We start from the raw sequence: 12,904 nt of genomic DNA on the forward strand, positions 1-12,904 counted from the left end.
GGGTCGCCACCGTGAATTGCTGTACGACCGTCATGAGTTGATTGTATACAAAACGTTTTGCAGTTTGTAAATCATCAATCTTTAATTTTTCTCGTGTGTCGTTCGGTGGTAGCGATTGCCACGCTCGTTCTTCAAAGGCGTACGCTCTAGATAGGGGCTCTGCAACGGGCAGAGCGGCAGGCAGGATGAAAGGGCGTTAGATTGTGTACAATTTTAATGAAACCTGTCTTTCAAAAGCCTGTACGCATGCTATGCTCGAACCCAGTCCACACCAATCACAAGAGGAGGCGGGCATCAGCGGTGTTGATCCGCGATGCCAGAATCTATGGGACGTTTGACTACTCATGTACTGGATGCCGCTCACGGCTGCCCTGGCAGCGACATCCGCATCGAACTCTATCGGGTCGAAGGCGAGCGCCTCGAGCTGATCACCACGCGCCAGACGAATGCTGATGGCCGTTGCGATTCACCATTGCTGGAAGGGGACGACTACCGTTCCGGTGTTTACCAGCTGCAATTCAGTGCCGGTGACTATTACCGTGGCCGTGGCGTGCAACTGCCCGAGCCGGCGTTTCTGGATGTGGTCGTGCTGCGCTTCGGCATCAGCGCCGAGCAGGATCATTACCACGTGCCACTGCTGATTTCTCCGTACAGCTACTCCACGTATCGCGGTAGCTGATCGGCTGGCTGCCGCGACTACTGCGGCAGTGCTTTCTCCCATGCGTAAAGCTTGACTCTCTGAGTCTTCGACCCGCCTCTTTGGCGGGTTTTTTTGTGCGTGCGCCAGGCATGGCGCGTTGCGCCGTCACTGGTGTTGTTCGATTCGCTGTGGTGGCGAGCCGGTTATGTAGAGCCCTCTACATAACGGCAAAGGGTTGTTAGCGGAGGCAGGGGTGTCGCGGATTACCGTGAATCCGGAGGAGGCTCGAGGCTAATCCTGGCTGAAGGGCGCCTAGTTGAACGGAGGGATGATGCTGACAGGGCGCAACCACCGGCGGCGCGCTCGGCCTCGATGCCTACAGGGCCGACCCGTGCGCGATGAGGTGCAGCTCCGTAGGGTGGGCTTCAGCCCACCAGAACCTTCTGGCCGCAGTCGTGGGCTGAAGCCCACCCTACGAGGCTGCTGCTTTTATGGGCTTACTAAGCGAACAGCATTGCTTGATAGAAAATCCCCCAGCCAAAACGCAAAAAAGCCCCACCGCCGAAGCGATGGGGCCGTGCGATCCGCCAGATTTAGAGGAAGGCGAACTTGGCAATGAAGATCACGCAGAGCACGTACAGGCTGACCGACACTTTGTCGCGCTGGCCCGTCAGGATCTTCAGCGTCGCGTAGGTCAGAAAGCCCAGGGCGATGCCGTTGGCGATGGAGAAGGTCAGCGGCATCATCACCACGGTCACGATGGCCGGGATGGTGTCGGTGTGGTCCTTCCAGTCGATGTGCGCCATACCGCTCATCATCAGCATCGCGACGTAGATCAACGCACCGGCGGTGGCGTAGGCGGGAATCATGCCGGCCAGCGGGGCGAAGAACATGGCCGCGAGGAACAGCACGCCAACAGTGATCGCGGTCAGACCGGTGCGGCCACCGGCCGCCACACCCGCAGCGCTCTCCACGTAGCTTGTAACCGGCGGGCAACCGACAAAGGCCCCGGCGACGCTGGAGGTACTGTCGGCTTTCAGCGCGCGGGAGAGATTCTGGATCTGACCGTTCTCGTCCACCAGATTCGCCCGATGTGCGACGCCCATCAGCGTGCCGGCGGTGTCGAACATGTTGACGAACAGGAACGCCAGAATGACGCTAATCATCGCCACATTGAAGGCACCGGCAATGTCCATCGCCAGGAAGGTCGGCGCCAGGCTTGGCGGCATCGACACCAGCCCGTTGTATTCGACCAGACCCATGGCCAAACCGATGCCAGTGACGGCGAGCATGCTGACCAGGATCGCGCCGAACACATTGCGGTGACTGAGCACAGCGATCATCAAGAAACAGATCGCCGCCAGCAGAGCGGAGGGCTCGCCGAAGGAGCCCATGGACAGCAGCGTGGCCGGGTTGTCGACGACGATGCCGGCGGTCTTCAGGCCGATCAGACCGAGGAACAGCCCTACCCCAGCGCCCATGGCGAAGCGCAGGCTCATCGGAATGCTGTTGAGCAGCCATTCGCGTAGCCGTGACAGGCTCATGATCATGAACAGGACGCCTGACAGGAACACTGCGCCCAGCGCGATTTCCCAGCTGTAGCCCATCTCGCCGACCACCGTGTAGGTGAAGAAGGCGTTCAGGCCCATTCCCGGTGCGAGGCCCACCGGCCAGTTGGCGTAGAGCCCCATGAGCAGGCAGCCCAGTGCGGCACCGACACAGGTCGCGACGAACGCCGCGCCGTGGTCGATGCCCGCAGCCGCCATGATGTTCGGGTTGACGAAGATGATGTACGCCATGGTGACGAACGTTGTCAGGCCAGCGAGCAGTTCCGTTTTGACGCTGGTGCGGTGTTCGCTGAGTTTGAAGAATCGATCGAGCCAGCCGGGGTTGTTTGGTTGCAGCGCGGCGGTCTGCTGTTCCTGCTTAGTGGTGTCCACAAGGTGTTCCTCATCGTTCTTGTTGTCTATCACCCAGAGCGCGGTACTCTCGAGGGCAGGTGATGGTTAGGCTCGTCCTGTCGGTTTTTTTGACCGAGAGGTCAGGAAGGCTTGACGCGATTATGCTTTTGTATACAAGAATTGCAACTCGATTTGCAGAATTTCCGCCTGTTAATCGTCACCGCAGAATCCTTCTCAGCCGTGCGGCGACTTTTGCTGCTGGCCGAGGGGACTCCCAAGAGGCGACGTTTCTTCTTGATTGTGCACAATAAACAGTTATTTATTTGCCTGTTTGACTATCGACTACTGCCAGCAACGTCCCGAAGGCAGTAAAGTTCGGTCTGCCGAAATTTCTGACGCGAGTCACCATGAACGAACAGCTGCAGCCTCTGAAAAAGCCGACACGAAACGGCAAGGCCCGGACCGGAACCCAGGACGACATCGTTTACGCTCATATTTTCGACGCTATTCTCGAACAACGGCTGGCACCGGGCACCAAGCTCAGCGAAGAAGCGCTGGGGGAAATTTTCGGCGTGAGTCGCACCATCATCCGGCGCGCGCTGTCGCGGCTGGCTCATGAAGGGGTTGTGCTGCTGCGCCCGAACCGCGGTGCGGTGGTCGCCAGCCCGAGCGTCGAGGAAGCCCGGCAGATCTTCTTCGCGCGGCGCCTGGTGGAGCGGGCAATCACCGAGCTAGCGGTACAGCATGCTACTGACGAACAACTCGCCGAATTGCGACAGATGGTGCTCGATGAGCAGGATTGCTTCGCTCGTGGTGATCGCGGCGCCGGTATTCGACTCTCGGGCGAGTTTCACTTGAAACTGGCAGAGGCGGCGAAGAATGCCCCGTTGGTGAGCTTCCAGCGCAGTCTGGTGTCTCAGACCTCGCTGATCATCGCCCAGTACGAAAGTGGCAACCGCTCGCATTGCTCGTACGACGAACACAACCAACTGATCGACGCCATCGCCGCTCGCGACAGCGAGAAGGCGGTGAGCCTGATGCTGCACCACATGGATCACATCGACAGCAAGCTCAACCTCGACGAGGACAGCGCTTCGGATGATCTACATGCGGTGTTTTCCCACATTCTGGGGAAGGCGGGAAAAGCCGCGAAAAAGCGCTGAAGGCTGTATTGCGTTAAATGTAGGGCGGGCCGGGCGGCGTTCCGCTTCAGCCCACAGCAAAGTATGCCTTGGTGGGCTAAAGCCCACCCTACGATGCAGTTGGAATGGGGCTCCATGTAGGGTGCGCTCCGCGCACCGCCGCTTTGGTACTGTGCCAGGCGTACCCTTGGAGATCACGCCTTGCGGTGCACCGAAACCCCGGCCGCGTAGGTTTCCTTCACCGCGCGGTCGTCGCCGAGGATCATCAGGGCGAAGAGTCGCTCTTCCAGGCTGCGTGCCTGCTTCAGGCGGTACTCGATCAGCGGCGTGGCCTTGTAATCCAGCACCACGAAATCAGCTTCTTTGCCCGGTTGCAGGTTGCCGATCCGGTCGTCCAGATACAGCGCGCGGGCGCCGCCCAGGGTGGCGAGGTAGAGCGACTTGAATGGGTCCAGTTTCTTCCCTTGCAGCTGCATCACCTTGTAGGCCTCGTTCAGCGACTGTAGCTGGGAGAAACTGGTGCCAGCGCCGACGTCGGTACCCAGGCCCACGCGCACGCCAAAGCCTTCGACTTTCTCCAGATCGAACAGGCCGCTGCCCAGGAACAGGTTGGAAGTGGGGCAGAATGCCACCGCCGAGCCGGTTTCGCCGAGGCGTTTGCATTCGTCGTCGCACAGGTGCACGCCGTGGGCGAACACTGAACGCGCGCCGATTAGGCCGTGATGGTCGTAGACGTCCAGGTAGCCCTTGCGCTCGGGGAACAGCTCGCGCACCCATTCGATCTCCTGGCGGTTCTCGGACAGGTGGGTGTGCATGTACAGGTTCGGGTATTCCTTGAACAGCTTGCCGGCGGCCGTCAGCTGCTCCGGCGTGCTGGTCGGCGCGAAACGCGGGGTGACGGCGTAATGCAGGCGGCCCTTGCCGTGCCAGCGCTCGATCAGCTCCTTGCTGTCGGTGTAGCCGGATTCAGCGGTGTCGGTGAGGTAGTCCGGCGCATTGCGGTCCATCAGCACCTTGCCGGCGATCATCCGCAGGTTGCGCTTTTCACAGGCTTCGAAGAAGGCGTCCACCGACTCCGTGTGCACGCTGCCGAATACCAGCGCCGTGGTGGTGCCGTTGCGCAGCAGTTCGTTCAGGAAGACATTCGCAACCTCGCCGGCATGGGCCGGGTCGGCGAAGGCACGCTCGGTGGGGAAGGTGTAGGTGTTGAGCCAGTCCAGCAGCTGCTCGCCATACGAAGCGATCATGCCAGTCTGCGGGTAATGGATGTGTGTGTCGATGAAGCCGGGGGTGATCAGCGCATCCTTGTACTCGATCACCTCGGTACCGGCCGGCAGCTTGGACAACAGGTCGGCCGCATTGCCAATCTGCGCTACCTTGCCGTCCTCGACGACCAGCAGGCCGTCTTCGAAATATTCGTGGGATTGCTCGATGCCCACTTCGCGCGGATCGGCGAGGCTGTGAAGCAGGGCGGCACGGTAGGCTTTGGTTTGGGACATGGTGGTTCTCGGAAATCGTTATAGAGGGAATAGTGTGGAAGGCCCGGCTCGGGGCCAAGTTTTTAGCTCTGGCTGACCAGCGGACCGCTTCGCCGCGGGGCGCGCCTCTCACAAAAGAAGCGCGATCGTTCGCTCAGCCGATCTGCGAGCGGCGCGAGGCGGGCACCAGCATCGGGACGGGCTTTTCGCCGTCCTGGGCTTTTTCACCAAAATTCATGTTGTACGTGGCGATCACTTCTCCGGCGATGGATACGGCGATCTCGACCGGCAGCTTGCCTTTCACCTCGGCGATGCCCATCGGGCAGCGCATGCGCTGCACGGTCTCCGGCTGGAAGCCGCGATCGCGCAGGCGGTGCTCGAACTTGGCTCGCTTGCTCTTCGAGCCGATCAGGCCGTAGTAGGTGAAATCGTTGCGTTCGAGGATCGCCGCGGTCAGCTCGAGATCCAGCTGGTGATTGTGCGTCATGACGATGAAGTAGCTGCCGGCGGGCATGTTCTCTACCTCGTCGACCACTTCGTCGTTGACCACCTTCTCCACGCCGGCAGGGATCTGTGAAGGAAATTCGCTTTCCCGCGAATCGATCCAGCGCACCTTGCAGGGCAGGCTGGCCAGCAGCGGCACCAGCGCACGGCCGACGTGGCCGGCGCCGAACACGGCGATGTGCGCCTGCGGTTGGCCCATGGGCTCGAACAACAGCACGGTCGCGCCGCCGCAGCATTGCCCCAGGCTGGCGCCGAGGGAAAAACGTTCGAGGCGGGTTTCACGCACGCGGTTTTCCAGCATCTCGCGGGCGATCTTCTGTGCCTTGTACTCCAGGTGGCCACCGCCGATGGTGTCGAACAGGCGCTCGCGGCTGACGATCATCTTCGAGCCGGCATTGCGCGGCGTCGAGCCGCGCTCCTCGATGATGGTCACTAGCACGCAGGGTTCGCCGCGTTGCTGTAAGTCGGCGAGTGCTTCGATCCAGACCGTGTTGCTCATGGTTCTGTCCCTCGGATAGCGCCGCGCAGCGCTTCTTCCGTTGTAGTGTTCTGGTGGGCCGGCGGCGTTCCGCTGAGGCCCATCATTGACGTTCGCTCTTTGGTGGGCTGAAGCCCACCCTACGATACGATCCGACTCTGTTGTAGGGTGGGCCCGACTTCCAGCCCGTCAGGCCGGTGTCGTTTCCGTGGCTACCGCTGCAGTGGCGCTCTGCTTCAGCTTGCGCATCTGCTCGACGCCCCAGAGCACGCGCTCCGGTGTCGCCGGCGCGTCGATCTTCGGCTGTGCCTTGTAGTCGGCCAGGCTGGCCACGGCGTCCTTGATCGCGCACCAGACCGAGATGCCGAGCATGAACGGCGGTTCGCCAACGGCCTTGGAATGGAAGACCGTGTCCTCGGGGTTCTTGCGGTTTTCCACCAGCTTGACCCGCAGGTCCAGCGGCATGTCGGCCACCGCCGGCACCTTGTAGCTGGCTGGGCCGCTGGTCATCAGCTTGCCTTTGTCGTTCCACACCAGCTCTTCCATGGTCAGCCAGCCCATGCCCTGAACGAAGCCGCCTTCCACCTGGCCGATGTCGATGGCCGGGTTCAGCGAGGCGCCGACGTCGTGCAGAATGTCGCTGCGCAGCATGCGGTATTCGCCGGTCAGGGTATCGACGATCACTTCCGAGCAAGCGGCGCCGTAGGCGAAGTAATAGAACGGCCGGCCACGCGCCTGGTCGCGGTCGTAGAAGATCTTCGGCGTGCGGTAGAAGCCCGTCGAGGACAGCGACACCTGACCGAAGTAGGCCTGCTGGATCAGCTCTTCGAACGATACGAACTGGTCGCGGATGCGCACCTGACCATTCTTGAACTCCACATCTTCCTCGGTGACCTTGTAGTGCCGTGCTGCGAATTCGACCAGGCGCTGCTTGATGATCAGCGCGGCGTTCTGCGCGGCCTTGCCGTTGAGGTCGGCACCGCTGGAGGCAGCGGTCGGCGAAGTGTTGGGCACTTTGTCGGTGTTGGTGGCGGTGATCTGGATGCGATCGATATCGACCTGGAACACTTCGGCCACGACCTGCGCGACCTTGATGTTCAGGCCTTGGCCCATTTCGGTGCCGCCGTGGTTCAGATGGATGCTGCCATCGGTGTAGACGTGTACCAGCGCGCCGGCCTGGTTGAGAAAGGTAGCGGTGAAGCTGATGCCGAATTTCACCGGCGTCAACGACAGGCCCTTCTTCAGGACCGGACTCTTGGCATTGAACGCACGGATTTCCTCGCGGCGGCGAGCGTATTCGCTGCTTGCCTCAAGCTCGGCGGTCATCTCCTGGAGCATGTTGTGTTCGACGGTCTGGTAGTACGGCGTGACGTTGCGCTCGGTCTTGCCGTAGTAGTTGCGCTTGCGCACGTCCAGCGGGTCCTTGCCGAGGTGACGCGCGACGGCGTCCATGATCTCCTCGATGGCGACCATGCCCTGTGGGCCGCCGAAGCCGCGGTAGGCAGTGTTGGACGCCAGGTTGGTCTTGCAGCGATGGCCGTGGATCGTGGCATCGCCCAGGTAGTAGGCGTTGTCGGAGTGGAACATGGCGCGGTCGACGATTGAGCCCGACAGGTCCGGCGAATAGCCGCAGTTGCCGGCCAGGTCGATCTGGATGCCGTGCAGCAAGCCGTCGTCATCGAAGCCCACGTCGTATTCGACGTAGAAGGGGTGACGCTTGCCGGTCATGGTCATGTCTTCCATGCGCGGCAGGCGCATCTTGGTCGGCCGCCCGGTCAGGTGGGCGATCACCGCGCACATGCAGGCGGGCATCGAGGCCTGGGTTTCCTTGCCGCCGAAACCACCGCCCATGCGGCGCATGTCGATGACGATCTTGTTCATCGATACGCCGAGGACTTCGGCCACCAGTTTCTGCACCTCGGTGGGGTTCTGCGTCGAGGTGTAGACGATCATGCCGCCGTCTTCGGTAGGCATTACCGAGGAAATCTGCGTCTCCAGGTAGAAGTGTTCCTGGCCGCCGATGTGCAGCGTGCCTTGCAGGCGACGTGGCGCGGCAGCCAGTGCCGTCGCTGAATCGCCGCGCTTGTGGGTGTGGCTGTCGAGCACGAAATGCTTCTTGCGCAGCGCGTCGACCACATCGAGCACCGGCTCCAGGTCCTCGTATTCGATGATCGCGGCCATGGCGGCCTTGCGTGCGGTCTCCAGGCTGTCGGCGGCGACGGCGATCACCGGCTGGCCAACGTACTCGACCTTGCCGTCCGCCAGCAGCGGGTCGCCGGCGACTACCGGACCGATGTCCAGCTGGCCGGGCACGTCTTCGGCGGTGATGGCGATGGCCACACCGGGAATCTGGTAGCAGGGCGAGGTGTCGATGCTGACGATGCGGGCGTGAGCGCGATCGCTCATGCGCGCATAGACGTGCAGCTGGTTTGGGAATTCCAGGCGGTCGTCAACGTATACCGCTTCACCGGAAACGTGCTTGTCCGCGCTGTCGTGCTTGACACTCCGACCGACGCCGGTGACCAGGTCCTGCTTGAACAGGGCGGCTATTTCTTCCTGGGTCTTGGCAAGGCTGTGGTTAGACATAAGCGGTCACCCTCGTTTCGGTTTTCGGTGCGTGCTGTTCCAGGAAGCACTTGCGCAGCAGGTTTTGTGCAACCAGCAGGCGGTATTCGCGGCTGGCGCGGAAGTCGGTCAGTGGCGTGAAGTCCTGGGCCAGGGCTTCGCAGGCGCGCTCGGCCGTTTCGATGGTGAAGGCCGCACCATTCAGCGCGGTCTCACAGGCAGCCGCCCGCTTCGGAATCGCCGCCATACCGCCGAAGGCGATCCGTGCGTCGGCGATCACACCATTCTCGACACGCAGATCGAACGCTGCGCATACAGCAGAAATGTCATCGTCCAGTCGTTTGGACACCTTGTAGGCGCGGAAAATCTGATCCGGTCGAGCGCGCGGAACGATGATCTTCTCGATGAATTCGCCTTGCTCGCGAGCGGTGACCTTGTAGTCGATGAAGTAATCCTGCAGCGGCAGGGTGCGGCTGTTACCACCCTTACGCAGCACGACCTGGGCGCCAAGTGCGATCAGCAGCGGCGGCGAGTCACCGATGGGCGAGGCGTTGCCGATGTTGCCGCCCAGGGTGCCCTGGTTGCGGATCTGCAGTGAGGCGAAGCGATGCAGCAGCTCGCCGAAGTCAGGGTATTCGCGGGCCAGCGCTTCGTAGCAGTCGGTCAGCGCAGCGGCAGCACCGATTTCGATGCTGCTGTCGGTAACTTCGACTTTCTTCATCTCGGCGATGTGGCCGACGTAGATCATCACCGGCAGTTCGCGGTGGAACTGGGTGACTTCCAGCGCCAGATCGGTGCCACCGGCCAGCAGACGGGCATCAGGATTGGCGCTGTAGATTTCGGCCAGATCGCTCACTGTGAGCGGCGATAGGCAGCGCTTGTCGCCGCTGTTCAGCTCGGCGGTTTCGTGCGGTTCGATGGCTTTCAGCTGGGCGATGGTTTCGGCTTCGCGCGCGTCGAACTGGTCCGGCTGCTTGCCGCGGCAGGCTTGTTCGGCCGCTTCGAGAATCGGGCGGTAGCCGGTACAGCGGCAGAGATTGCCTGCCAGCGCTTCGTGGGTCTGGGCCGGATCGTATTCATTGACGGCACCTGACGCGGCGCGACTGATCGCAGCCCGATTCTTCTGCAGGGCAAACAGGCTCATGACGAAGCCGGGGGTGCAGAAGCCGCATTGCGAACCGTGGCAATCGACCATCGCCTGCTGGACGCTGTGCAGCTGGCCTTGATCCTTCAGGTCTTCGACGACGATCAGTTGCTTGCCGTGCAGGGCGGAAACGAAGGTCAGACAGGAGTTGAGCGTGCGATAACGCAGCCGGTCGCCGTCCAGCTCACCGACAACGACGGTACAGGCACCGCAGTCACCGGAGGCACAGCCTTCTTTAGTACCGGACTTGCCGCGATATTCGCGAAGGTATTCAAGTACGGTGGTATTCGGATCGAGAGTCTGCTCACGGCGCAGCTCTCGATTGAGTAGGAACTGGATCACGGAACCTCCGGGGTTTTTTGTTCTGGGCTCTGGCGTGGAAATTAGCTTTATCTGACTTTTAGGTCAACAAATACCTGACTCAAAAGTCAGAGCTGCCCACGAGTAAGCTTTCAGCGGCGAGAGCATGCCGCTTGGGTGTGCCGATTCATGCTTTGAGTGTGGCTTAGATCGGTGAATATTGCCGTCCGCCGCGACCGTTTGCTGCGAGCGGAGCGAGGTTCGCGCCGCAACCTGGAGCTGCGGTTACGACGCGAGTTGCCCATCAAAAGGACATAGTCACGCTGCGCGGTGTATCGTTCAGCCCGCCAGTAGAGCGCGTGCGGCTTGGCTGTGGTCGGCAATTAGTCCTGCCACATCCAGCCCCTCGACCAGCCCGTCGATCACTTGCCAGCGGCCGCTGATCATCACTCGGTCGGCACGGTCGGCACCGCATAGCAGCAGCGCTGAGATCGGATCGTGACTGCCGGAGAAGCGCAGTTCGTCCAGTTTGAATAACGCCAGGTCGGCCTGTTTGCCGACCGCCAGCTCTCCAATGTCGTCGCGGCCCAGCAGCCGCGCCGAGCCGCGGGTGGCCCAGCCCAGTGCCAGCTCCGGGGTGATCTTCTCGGCGCCGTAGCGCAGGCGCTGCAGGTACAGCGCCTGGCGCGCTTCGAGCATCATGTTGGATGCGTCGTTAGAGGCCGAGCCGTCCACGCCCAGGCCAATGGGGGCGCCAGCAGCTTCCAACTCCAGTGTCGGGCAGATGCCGGACGCCAGGCGCATGTTGGAACTCGGGCAGTGACAGATGCCGGTACCGGCCTGACCGAGGCGGGCGATTTCATCGGCGTTGAAGTGGATGCCGTGGGCCAGCCAGGTGCGGTCGGACAGCCAGCCGACGCTGTCCAGATAATCCACGGTGCGCAGGCCGAAGCGCTCAAGGCAGAAGTCTTCTTCATCGAGGGTTTCCGCCAGATGGGTGTGCAGGCGAACGTCCAGGCGCTCGGCCATGGCGGCGCTGGCGCGCATGATCTCCGGGGTCACCGAGAAGGGTGAGCAGGGCGCCAGGGCGATCTGGATCTGCGCGCCGTCGCCGCGCTCGTGGTAGCGCCCGATCAGCCGTTCGCTGTCGGCCAGGATCACCTCGGCTTCCTGCACTGTCTGTTGCGGTGGCAACCCGCCGTCGGCTTCGCCCAGGCTCATCGAGCCGCGTGTGAGCATCGCGCGCATGCCAAGGTCGCGCACGGCCTGGACCTGCACGTCGATGGCTTCTTCCAGCCCGTCGGGGAACAGATAGTGGTGATCGGCGGCGGTGGTGCAACCTGACAGCAGCAATTCGGCCAAGGCGACCTTACTTGCCAGTTCGAGCTTTTCCGGGGTCAGCCGTGCCCAGACCGGATAGAGCGTTTTCAACCAAGGAAACAGCGGCTGGTTGACCACAGGGCCCCAGGCGCGGGTGAGTGTCTGATAGAAGTGGTGATGGGTGTTGATCAGCCCCGGCAGCACGACGTGCTCGCGGGAGTCGAAAGTGCTGTCAACTGGCGCGGCGGGCGTCTGGCCGGCGGCAAGCAGTTCGGTGATGACGCCATTTTCGATGACCAGCCCGCCGGCGGCGTCCTGATCGTTAGCGGTGAAGATGGCGAGAGGGTTCTTGATCCAGATGCGGGTAGCGGCCATTGCCGGCTCCTCCTGAAATGATGGGTTCAGAAAAGCCAGCTCAGTTATGCCCTGTCTGCTGATCCAGGGGGACGCCTAGTCGGGGACGCCTAGTTGGGGGACGCCTGGTTGGGACGCCCCTTGGGCGCGAGGCGCGGACAACACGATAGTGGCTTGCGGTTGGGTTGTCACCCGGAATGCGCGTGCCCCTACGACCGAACATCGGTAACGCTGAGCGCATTGCCCAGCTGATTTGCTTGGAGAATGGCCGCCCTGAAAAACGAAACCCCACCGAAGTGGTGGGGTTCGTCAACAGCTCGCAAAGCTGAGCGCGGCCTTCAGACCTACAAAGCACACGCTTCTCCGCTCTCCGATCAACCGCCCAGGTAAGCGTCGCGGACCTTGGGGTTGCTCAGCAGCTCTTCACCGCTGCCTTGCATGACGATGCGTCCGTTCTCCAGCACATAACCACGGTCGGCCAGCTTGAGTGCCTGGTTGGCGTTCTGCTCGACCAGGAAGACGGTCACACCATCCTCGCGCAGCTGCTCGATGATCTCGAAGATCTGCTGGATGATGATCGGCGCCAGGCCCAGCGACGGCTCGTCGAGTAGCAGTAGCTTGGGCTTGCTCATCAATGCACGGGCGATGGCGAGCATCTGCTGCTCGCCGCCGGACATGGTGCCGCCGCGTTGCTGGTAGCGTTCCTTCAGCCGTGGGAACAACTGCAGCGCTTTGTCCAACTGCTCCTGGAAGTCGCCCTTGTTGGTGAAAAATCCTCCCATGGCGAGGTTTTCCTCCACGGTCAGGCGGGCAAAGATGCGCCGTCCTTCAGGTACCACGGCGATGTCCTTGCGCATGATGTCGCAGGTCTGTTTTCCGACCAGTTCTTCGCCCTCGAAGCGGATGCTGCCTTCGGAGGCCATCGGCGTACCGCAGAGGGTCATCAGCAGCGTGGATTTGCCTGCGCCGTTGGCGCCGATCAGCGTGACGATTTCGCCCTTGCGGACCTCGACGTCGACGTTATGCAGCGCCTGGATCTTGCCGTAGCAGGTCGAGACGTTTTCGAAATACAGCATGG

The 12,904-nt window shown here is 61.8% G+C and carries 9 protein-coding genes; 2 read left to right on the forward strand and 7 right to left on the reverse strand.

The window, feature by feature from the left end:
- Positions 1-325 precede the first annotated feature (325 nt).
- Complete coding sequence (uraH, locus tag V6943_RS07610; RefSeq protein ID WP_131651050.1) at positions 326-679, forward strand: hydroxyisourate hydrolase; 354 nt, start codon at positions 326-328, stop codon at positions 677-679.
- Between the two features lie 554 nt (positions 680-1,233).
- On the opposite strand, the gene V6943_RS07615 is transcribed toward uraH, so the two are convergent.
- Positions 1,234-2,580, reverse strand: a complete 1,347-nt coding sequence (locus tag V6943_RS07615) for an NCS2 family permease (RefSeq protein WP_340553104.1) — start codon at positions 2,578-2,580, stop codon at positions 1,234-1,236.
- A 368-nt stretch (positions 2,581-2,948) separates the two neighbouring features.
- Between V6943_RS07615 and V6943_RS07620 the strand changes: the two genes are divergently transcribed.
- Positions 2,949-3,704 carry a GntR family transcriptional regulator gene (locus V6943_RS07620; protein ID WP_181101941.1) on the forward strand — a complete coding sequence of 252 codons (756 nt, stop codon included), beginning with the start codon at positions 2,949-2,951 and terminating at the stop codon, positions 3,702-3,704.
- A 173-nt stretch (positions 3,705-3,877) separates the two neighbouring features.
- Here the strand turns inward: V6943_RS07620 and guaD are convergent, their stop codons facing one another.
- The 6 genes from guaD to V6943_RS07650 all read right to left on the reverse strand — a co-directional run bounded on the left by guaD (position 3,878) and on the right by V6943_RS07650 (position 12,902).
- Positions 3,878-5,182, reverse strand: coding sequence for a guanine deaminase (guaD, locus tag V6943_RS07625; RefSeq protein ID WP_181101939.1), 1,305 nt, complete (start codon positions 5,180-5,182; stop codon positions 3,878-3,880).
- A 133-nt stretch (positions 5,183-5,315) separates the two neighbouring features.
- Entirely contained in the window at positions 5,316-6,164 is an 849-nt protein-coding gene (gene xdhC / locus V6943_RS07630) for a xanthine dehydrogenase accessory protein XdhC (RefSeq protein WP_181101937.1), read from the reverse strand.
- A gap of 168 nt (positions 6,165-6,332) precedes the next feature.
- Positions 6,333-8,729 (reverse strand): xanthine dehydrogenase molybdopterin binding subunit, encoded by a 2,397-nt coding sequence (gene xdhB, locus V6943_RS07635; protein ID WP_340553105.1) that lies wholly within the window; start codon positions 8,727-8,729, stop codon positions 6,333-6,335.
- Positions 8,722-10,194, reverse strand: a complete 1,473-nt coding sequence (gene xdhA, locus V6943_RS07640; protein ID WP_340553106.1) for a xanthine dehydrogenase small subunit — start codon at positions 10,192-10,194, stop codon at positions 8,722-8,724. The genes xdhB and xdhA overlap by 8 nt, the downstream gene beginning before the upstream one ends.
- A 297-nt stretch (positions 10,195-10,491) precedes the next feature.
- A complete protein-coding gene (locus V6943_RS07645) occupies positions 10,492-11,847 on the reverse strand; it encodes an 8-oxoguanine deaminase (protein WP_340553107.1) in 1,356 nt (451 codons plus the stop codon).
- A gap of 353 nt (positions 11,848-12,200) precedes the next feature.
- Complete coding sequence (locus V6943_RS07650; RefSeq protein WP_131651080.1) at positions 12,201-12,902, reverse strand: ABC transporter ATP-binding protein; 702 nt, start codon at positions 12,900-12,902, stop codon at positions 12,201-12,203.
- Positions 12,903-12,904: the final 2 nt, after the last annotated feature.

This window comes from Pseudomonas sp. CBC3 (assembly GCF_037967085.1).
Lineage (GTDB): Bacteria > Pseudomonadota > Gammaproteobacteria > Pseudomonadales > Pseudomonadaceae > Stutzerimonas.

What these genes read in the sequence shown, in the direction of transcription:
- uraH (WP_131651050.1), top strand. Translation starts at nt 326, where the DNA reads ATGGGACGTTTGACTACTCATGTACTGGATGCCGCTCACGGCTGCCCT.
- V6943_RS07620 (WP_181101941.1), top strand. Translation starts at nt 2,949, where the DNA reads ATGAACGAACAGCTGCAGCCTCTGAAAAAGCCGACACGAAACGGCAAG.
- guaD (WP_181101939.1), bottom strand. Translation starts at nt 5,182, where the DNA reads ATGTCCCAAACCAAAGCCTACCGTGCCGCCCTGCTTCACAGCCTCGCC.
- xdhC (WP_181101937.1), bottom strand. Translation starts at nt 6,164, where the DNA reads ATGAGCAACACGGTCTGGATCGAAGCACTCGCCGACTTACAGCAACGC.
- xdhB (WP_340553105.1), bottom strand. Translation starts at nt 8,729, where the DNA reads ATGTCTAACCACAGCCTTGCCAAGACCCAGGAAGAAATAGCCGCCCTG.
- V6943_RS07645 (WP_340553107.1), bottom strand. Translation starts at nt 11,847, where the DNA reads ATGGCCGCTACCCGCATCTGGATCAAGAACCCTCTCGCCATCTTCACC.
- V6943_RS07650 (WP_131651080.1), bottom strand. Translation starts at nt 12,902, where the DNA reads ATGCTGTATTTCGAAAACGTCTCGACCTGCTACGGCAAGATCCAGGCG.